This is a genomic window from Nitrospirota bacterium (assembly GCA_016212215.1).
In the GTDB taxonomy this organism is placed as follows: domain Bacteria; phylum Nitrospirota; class 9FT-COMBO-42-15; order HDB-SIOI813; family HDB-SIOI813; genus JACRGV01.
In genome coordinates, this window is record JACRGV010000128.1 from 1 (window position 1) to 6,662 (window position 6,662).

7 protein-coding genes are annotated in these 6,662 nt (G+C 41.9%); 4 read left to right on the forward strand and 3 right to left on the reverse strand.

Going from position 1 to position 6,662, the window contains the following annotated elements:
- Positions 1-185: 185 nt before the first annotated feature.
- Complete coding sequence (locus HZA08_11715; protein MBI5194090.1) at positions 186-341, reverse strand: hypothetical protein; 156 nt, start codon at positions 339-341, stop codon at positions 186-188.
- Between the two features lie 277 nt (positions 342-618).
- On the opposite strand from HZA08_11715, the gene HZA08_11720 reads away from it, so the two are divergent.
- Genes HZA08_11720 through HZA08_11735 form a run of 4 tightly spaced genes read left to right on the forward strand, consistent with a single transcriptional unit; the run spans position 619 to position 4,599 of the window.
- On the forward strand, positions 619-1,812 hold the full coding sequence (locus HZA08_11720; protein MBI5194091.1) for a hypothetical protein: 1,194 nt from the start codon (positions 619-621) through the stop codon (positions 1,810-1,812).
- 32 nt (positions 1,813-1,844) lie between these two features.
- Positions 1,845-3,392 carry a HAMP domain-containing protein gene (locus HZA08_11725; GenBank protein ID MBI5194092.1) on the forward strand — a complete coding sequence of 516 codons (1,548 nt, stop codon included), beginning with the start codon at positions 1,845-1,847 and terminating at the stop codon, positions 3,390-3,392.
- Positions 3,389-4,051, forward strand: coding sequence for a response regulator transcription factor (locus HZA08_11730; GenBank protein MBI5194093.1), 663 nt, complete (start codon positions 3,389-3,391; stop codon positions 4,049-4,051). The genes HZA08_11725 and HZA08_11730 overlap by 4 nt, the downstream gene beginning before the upstream one ends.
- Positions 4,051-4,599: an ORF6N domain-containing protein gene (locus HZA08_11735; protein ID MBI5194094.1), complete on the forward strand. Its 549-nt coding sequence runs from the start codon at positions 4,051-4,053 to the stop codon at positions 4,597-4,599. The genes HZA08_11730 and HZA08_11735 overlap by 1 nt, the downstream gene beginning before the upstream one ends.
- Before the next feature lie 749 nt (positions 4,600-5,348).
- On the opposite strand, the gene HZA08_11740 is transcribed toward HZA08_11735, so the two are convergent.
- Both HZA08_11740 and HZA08_11745 read right to left on the reverse strand, forming a co-directional pair.
- Entirely contained in the window at positions 5,349-6,314 is a 966-nt protein-coding gene (locus HZA08_11740; GenBank protein ID MBI5194095.1) for an SEC-C domain-containing protein, read from the reverse strand.
- A 184-nt stretch (positions 6,315-6,498) separates the two neighbouring features.
- The coding region (locus HZA08_11745; GenBank protein MBI5194096.1) for a four helix bundle protein at positions 6,499-6,662 on the reverse strand (164 nt) is incomplete at its 5' end.

Here is a 6,662-nt window from a genome sequence, read left to right on the forward strand (position 1 = left end):
AAAATGACCCCAAGTAAGCAGTAAGCGGTAAGCAGATAGCAGATAAAGACTGCCTTTCCTGTTTACTGCTAACTGCTTACTGTTTACTATTTTCATTTCCATTTGTAAGCCGAGGCTCATGTCCGAAAGTCTCCATTGCCCACCCCCACCCTGCCCACCCCGACTCCATATAGGGGGAGGGAACATTATACCTGTTTTTGAACAAATCCATTATAGTCTGTACATGTAATCATGGTCAATCCGAAAATAGTATTTTGAATCCGCCTTACAGGTTGACAAACAATTTTCCATACTGATATTATCCCTGTAACGAATGGAACATACATGAATGTATGGTTCACAAAGGGCGAAGAGAACCCCACCCTCACCCTTACCCTCTCCCTGAGGGAGAGGGGACTGAGTTTATTCCCTCCCCTTCAAGGGGAGGGGTAGAGCCTGCCCCCGAAGTAGTAATCGGGGGGTGGGGATGGGGTTGATTTACGTGTGAAATATAAAATTGTATCAATAATAATTATCCTCTCCTTCATCCTTACTACTGCCTGTACCAGAAAAGACAAGGTCTGGATCCCATGATGGAAAGAGGCCAGTTCTTTTGCTACACCACGGGCCGGCTCTGCAGTGGTCGTTGCCGACGGCACTATTTACGTGATTGGCGGTGTAGACGGCAATTTGTTTCTTGATACCACCATGTATGCAAAAGTCCAGAAGGATGGGGCGCTGGGACCTTGGATAAACGGTCCAAGACTAAATGAGGAACGGGGATTCATAGGTGCCTCTGTTTATAAAAACCATATCTACGTTGTAGGAGGCGGCAAAGGGGCTTATGGCCAGACCCTTCTGCGTTCAATTGAAAGGGCACAAATAATGCCCGATGGGAGTCTCGGCCCATGGGTTAGAGAAAACCATCAGCTTGTAATACCAAGGCGTTGCAGCGAGGTAGCCGTTATCGGCAAAGCGATTTATTCTTTCGGCGGGTTCGGCGGTGCAATGCTGGACAGCATTGAAAGGGCTGATTTTATGGAAGACGGAAGTATCGGGGAGTGGAATATAGAAAAAGAGACATTAACGATGCCGCGTTACATCCACGGTATCCAGAAGGTAGATAATAATATATTCATCATAGGCGGGCATGACCAGATGAAGGGAATAGGGATTACAGATGTGGAATGGTCAGGGCTTGAGACAGGGGGTAAAACAAACCCTGCATGGAGGTCAACAACACCATTAAATATCGGACGTTATGGATTGGCGTCAGCAGTCTATGATGGTCATCTTTATGCATTAGGCGGCATATCCGGAACAGAATATCTGGATAGTGTTGAAAAGGGCAGCATTAATTCAAAGGAAGGAATTACTCAGTGGCAGGCAACAACAGCATTGCCTCAGGCAAGGGCAACCTTTGCTGCGGCAGTATATAAGAAGTGGATTTATATTTTGGGAGGGTCCAACCGCGACGGTTATCTTCCGAATGTGTATTATGCGACCTTTGATGATAAGGGTGATATAGGCTTCTGGGGGACTAAGGCTGAGGCAAATGCTTACGAAGCAGCGATTGCAGGACATAAAAACACCGGGCCAAGCCTCCCCAATGAAGGGGTCGTTCAGCAGATTATTCATGCCTCAGCCTACAGCTATATACAGGTAAAAAATGGAGATGATATTTCGTGGATAGCAGGCACAAAGGTCGAACTCAAACCGAACACACGGATACGTTATAGCAAAGGCGTTTACATGTCTAATTTTTACAGCAAGGAACTTCAACGAAATTTCCCATCAGTCCTGTTTGTAAGCAGAATAGAAAAAGTGAATTAAAGTGGCCGGCAATTGTTGCATGAGGTATCCGGATGTTAAAAAAGATAGGCGGTATACAGCAAAAACTCATAATCACTATGCTTATTGTAGGCATGGTATCTGCTGTTATAGTACTTTTGATTGTTTATCTGGAAGAAACAAGGACAGTCGGAAAATCTATCGGTGATGTCTTATACCAGCATACCTATGTCGGTGAAGTTCCCGAGGTAGAATACTCTCATATTTATTCCACTATATCTTTATGGAAGGTTTTTATCTTAGGCCCTTCTGCCATTGGAATCCTGATCCTGCTGAGTTATTTTGCAGCCAGATGGATTTCAGAACCCATTAAGGAATTAAGCTCCGGGGTTGAACGCATGGTAGGCAGCGGACACCTTGACCACAACATTAAGATAAAGACCGGCGATGAACTGGAAAAACTTGCAGAGGGCTTTAACCGGATGGCTAAGGACCTCGAAGATAAGCTCCATGAGATAAAGTTGGAGAGGGACAAACTTAATACTGTCATGGACAGCCTTGGAGACGGGCTTGTTCTACTTGATGAAAGCTACAAAATTCAATATATGAATGCAACATTCATATATCTTTATGGCAAGGGTTCTATAGGAAAAAACTGCCGTGAGGTTTTCGGGGTCGGCGGTATGCCGTGTAAAGGCTGTTCTCAGAAAAACAGGGATGAACATAAACCGCATACTATAGAGGCAACTACTAATAAAGGGCTTACATATCTTATAACCCACTCCTGCATAAAAAATCTTGATGGAAGTATTTCAATCGTGGAGATATTTAAGGATATTACTATAAGAAAGCGGCTTGAACAACAGCTCTTATATTCTGAAAGGCTTGCGGCATTAAGCCAGTTCTCTTCCACATTTGCACACGACCTGAGAAATCCCATAGTCGCCATAAAGAAGACACTTGAGATGCTGAACAACTCTGCAGCTATCAATAAGGATGATGAGAATTCCTCCCCTTTGTTTAAGGGGGGGCGAGGGGGGGTCTATATTGACCTAATCGCAAACTGTGACCTCCTCCTCGGACTTGTCAATGACGTGCTGGATATACATCAGGTCAGCTACAAGAACCTGCCGCTTATCTACTCTTCATTTTCAATCGGCCATGCACTTGAAGAGGTTGTAAGGCTGCTTAGGATTGAGGCAGAAGAGAGGAAGCTTAATGTCATTATAGAAAATGACCATGATATACACCTGAACGGAGACAAGAGAAGGATACAGCGTGTGTTCATAAACCTGCTCAGTAATGCCATAAGATATTCACCTCCTGAAGGGAAAATAAAAATGTCCTTTACTACTGAAGAAGAAAGTTCTAATCTATTATTCAAAATTGAGGATGATGGACCGGGTATTGCTCCTGCTGAGTTGACTAAGGTATTTGATATTTTTTATAAAAAAGAGATGAACGGCATAAAGGGCGGCACAGGACTTGGCCTTTACTTCTGCAAGGTTGTGGTAGATGCTCACGGCGGGAGGATATGGGCCGGTAACAGAGAAAATGGCGGGGCAGTATTTTACTTAAGTATACCCATAAATGTCGAAACAACGAGGGAGGAAGTAGCATGAGTATCAAGATACTAATAGCCGATGACCAGAGGCTCTTCCGGCAGAGTCTGAGATATCTCCTTGAACAGGAAGATGAGATAAAGGTCGTTGGAGAGGCGGCAAACGGACGTGATGCTTTTTCCCTTATTGACGAGATTCACCCTGACATAATCCTTATGGATGTTGATATGCCGAAGCTTGACGGCATCAACGCAACACGACTTATATTAGATAGAGAACCTTCTATAAAAATACTTATGTTGTCAGTTCATGACGATGATGAACGGATTATCTCTGCAATTCGTAATGGTGCTGTCGGCTATATCCTTAAAGATGCAGATCACAAAGAGTTCATAAGAATAATCAAGGGGACTTATAAAGGTGAGGATGTCATATCCCCATTTCTGGCGAACAGCATTCCAAAGGTAATGTCAGCGATAGAAATTGCAATACCTCATGAAAAAGTGCCATCATCAAAAATCGCTCAATTAACAGAAAGGGAACGTGAGACACTGGACCTTTTATCAGAAGGAAAGAGCAATAAAGAAATGGCCGATAAAATGTGCCTGTCCCTTGAGACCATTAAATCCCACCTCCAGACAATCTATAAAAAACTAGGTGTAAAGAGCAGGACAGAAGCAGCCATATTATTTTTGAAAGAGGTGAAAGGGGGTAATTAATGAAAACAGTTATCCCTGTGGAAATAATTGAAAGAAAAATCTATTTTATTCGCGGTGAAAAAGTTATGCTGAGTGTCGATATTGCAGAACTATATGGCGTTGAGCCAAAAGTATTGATACAGGCAATTAAACGAAACAAAGAACGGTTTCCGGAAGATTTTATGTTTCAGCTTACAAATCAAGAGTTTGCCAACTTGAAGTCACAAATTGTGACTTCAAGTTGGGGTGGTATTCGCCGTGCTACCCCTTATGCCTTTACAGAACAAGGTGTAGCCATGCTCTCAAGTGTTCTTCGAAGCAAGCAGGCCGTGCAGGTCAACATCGCCATTATACGGACCTTTGTCAAACTTAGAGAAATACTATCAATGAATAAAGAACTTGCCAACAAGCTGTCACAGCTTGAACGAAAGGTAGAGAACCATGACGGGGAAATTAAATTAATTTTTGATGCGATCCTCCGGTTGATGACCCCTCCGCCATCCAAGGAAAAGAAGATTGGATTCCGTGTAAGGGAAAGAAGTACACGGTACAGGACATCAATGCGCTGAAAGAGCTTACTTAGGGTCTGTCATGAAATAACCTATACATTTATGCATCTCATCTTCCGGCCATCTTTGTGTGCTCCTCAATCGCAACCCCTCAGCGTAGATTCAACTACGCCTTCTGGTTTGCTCAATCGGTCGCACTCAAACCTGACCGAAATCTGAGCGCCTAAATGCACAACTTATTTCATGACAAACCTTTAGCAGAAATACTTTTGGGTCTTCTCCAAAGTGAGTGGGTAAAAATCATTAGAAAGCAACCAGAAGGCGTCTTGAGATAATGATGAGATGGTATTTTACAGTTATAAGAAATCTGTCATGATAATGGAATGGCAAATATACAGCTATTATTGAACAAATACAAGATTCCCTGATTTCGACCAAGAGCCAGAATTAATATATTTTTGGAGTTAAATAATATTCCCTCCCCCTTGACGGGGGAGGGAAATTATTTCCCCACTCATTATTAAGAAAGAAGCATAATATTTCAAGAATAAAATACATTAAATATGAAAGGGGGAATAAAAGAACTAACGAGGACATAAATTATTACTTTTGGGGATATTTTCATTATCCCCTACACCTCTGGCAACAGACCCAAAGATACCCCTTATTCGTGCCTTATATTTGAGAAGCTATTCTTCAGTAACAGACCTTAATATCCTAATCACATTTTCTTTTGTCATAATATTTCCCTTGTGTACTTAATGATTTTATAATGGATGCAAGGGTTTACCCAAATAAGGGAAAACCGGCTACTTTCCATACGATCTTCTCTTTTCCAATTCCTTGAGTCTCTCAAGGATTTCCTTTTTACTCCGAGCATCTTTTTCCATGCCCATTTTATATATCTGCTCTGCCTTATCATAATCAAAGGGAATCTCATCACTCCCACGGAATAACCAGTATTGATCTGCCCATCTGATATAGTTCCAACCGAATGTAGGAAATGCCTCTATAGCCTTTTTAAAAATCCTTTCGCCCTGTTCCATATCTTTCAGTGCAAAATATACCTCTGCTTCAGCACACATCATATTGTTGATTATATCTGCATCCGTCCGGGGAAGCAGTTTACAGAACTCCTGACAATACTTGATCTTTTTTTCGTAAAATGAAGGGTCTTTCAACCCTGCATTTCCCAACTCCACTTCCATATCCTGACACCAGTTATAAAGCTTTTCCGAACCGATGAAAATTTTATCTACATCCTCAACCGATTCTGTGTCAGATGTAATGTATAGCTTCTTGAGATATTCCCATGCTAACAGCCAAAGATTACAACCTTCGACACATTTCTCCTGATCATAAATGAGTTCATATCCTTCCTGCATCAAATCGTCTATCTTCTCTGAATCTATGATGTCAGGCATTAGTCTTTCCCTCAATACCCTCGCCGCACACCATAAGAAATCCTCTTCAATGTCATCCTTATTAATCGAGGAGGTGTCCGCCCATTGTTGCGAAAGAGCGAATATGGAATAAAACCTTTTTACATCTTCAAGGAACTGTTCTTTATGAAAATCAATGCCATTTTTTTTCAGTCTCTCTATAATCTCTTCAGTAGAAAGCCCCTGAACCTCTTCTCGTAACAAGCGGATAAAGCTTTTTCTTTTTTGAAACGACGACAGGGACTGTTTTGCCTTTTCTTTTTCGAGACAGCATTTCTTATATTTCTTACCACTGCCACAAGGGCATGGTTCGTTTCTGCCAATCTTCGCCATGTTATATTCCTGGATGCACAGAATGCACTGTGCTGTAAAATTCAGTTCTGCCCATTTTCTTACGCCTCCTCGCCCAGTCCTTACTTTGTTTTTTCGGGGTTATAGTAGCAGTATGAAACTTTGATGTCAAAGGGATTGCATTAAGCCTGAGGTAAATTATACGTAACCGTTCACAGTTATCAGTTTACGGTTCACGGTTTTTCAACAAGTTATGTAACGCTTGGAGCATTTTTGAAATTGACTTCAATTCTTGAATGAGTTCTTTCGCATCACTATTAGAAAATACCTTGACCTCTTGTGAAATATATACTTGTGTTCTCAGTTCCGCAGCCGAACCTTTTGCTATAT

Coding starts and splice junctions, on each gene's coding strand:
- HZA08_11725 (MBI5194092.1), top strand. CDS start 1,845: ATGTTAAAAAAGATAGGCGGTATACAGCAAAAACTCATAATCACTATG.
- HZA08_11730 (MBI5194093.1), top strand. CDS start 3,389: ATGAGTATCAAGATACTAATAGCCGATGACCAGAGGCTCTTCCGGCAG.
- HZA08_11735 (MBI5194094.1), top strand. CDS start 4,051: ATGAAAACAGTTATCCCTGTGGAAATAATTGAAAGAAAAATCTATTTT.
- HZA08_11740 (MBI5194095.1), bottom strand. CDS start 6,314: ATGGCGAAGATTGGCAGAAACGAACCATGCCCTTGTGGCAGTGGTAAG.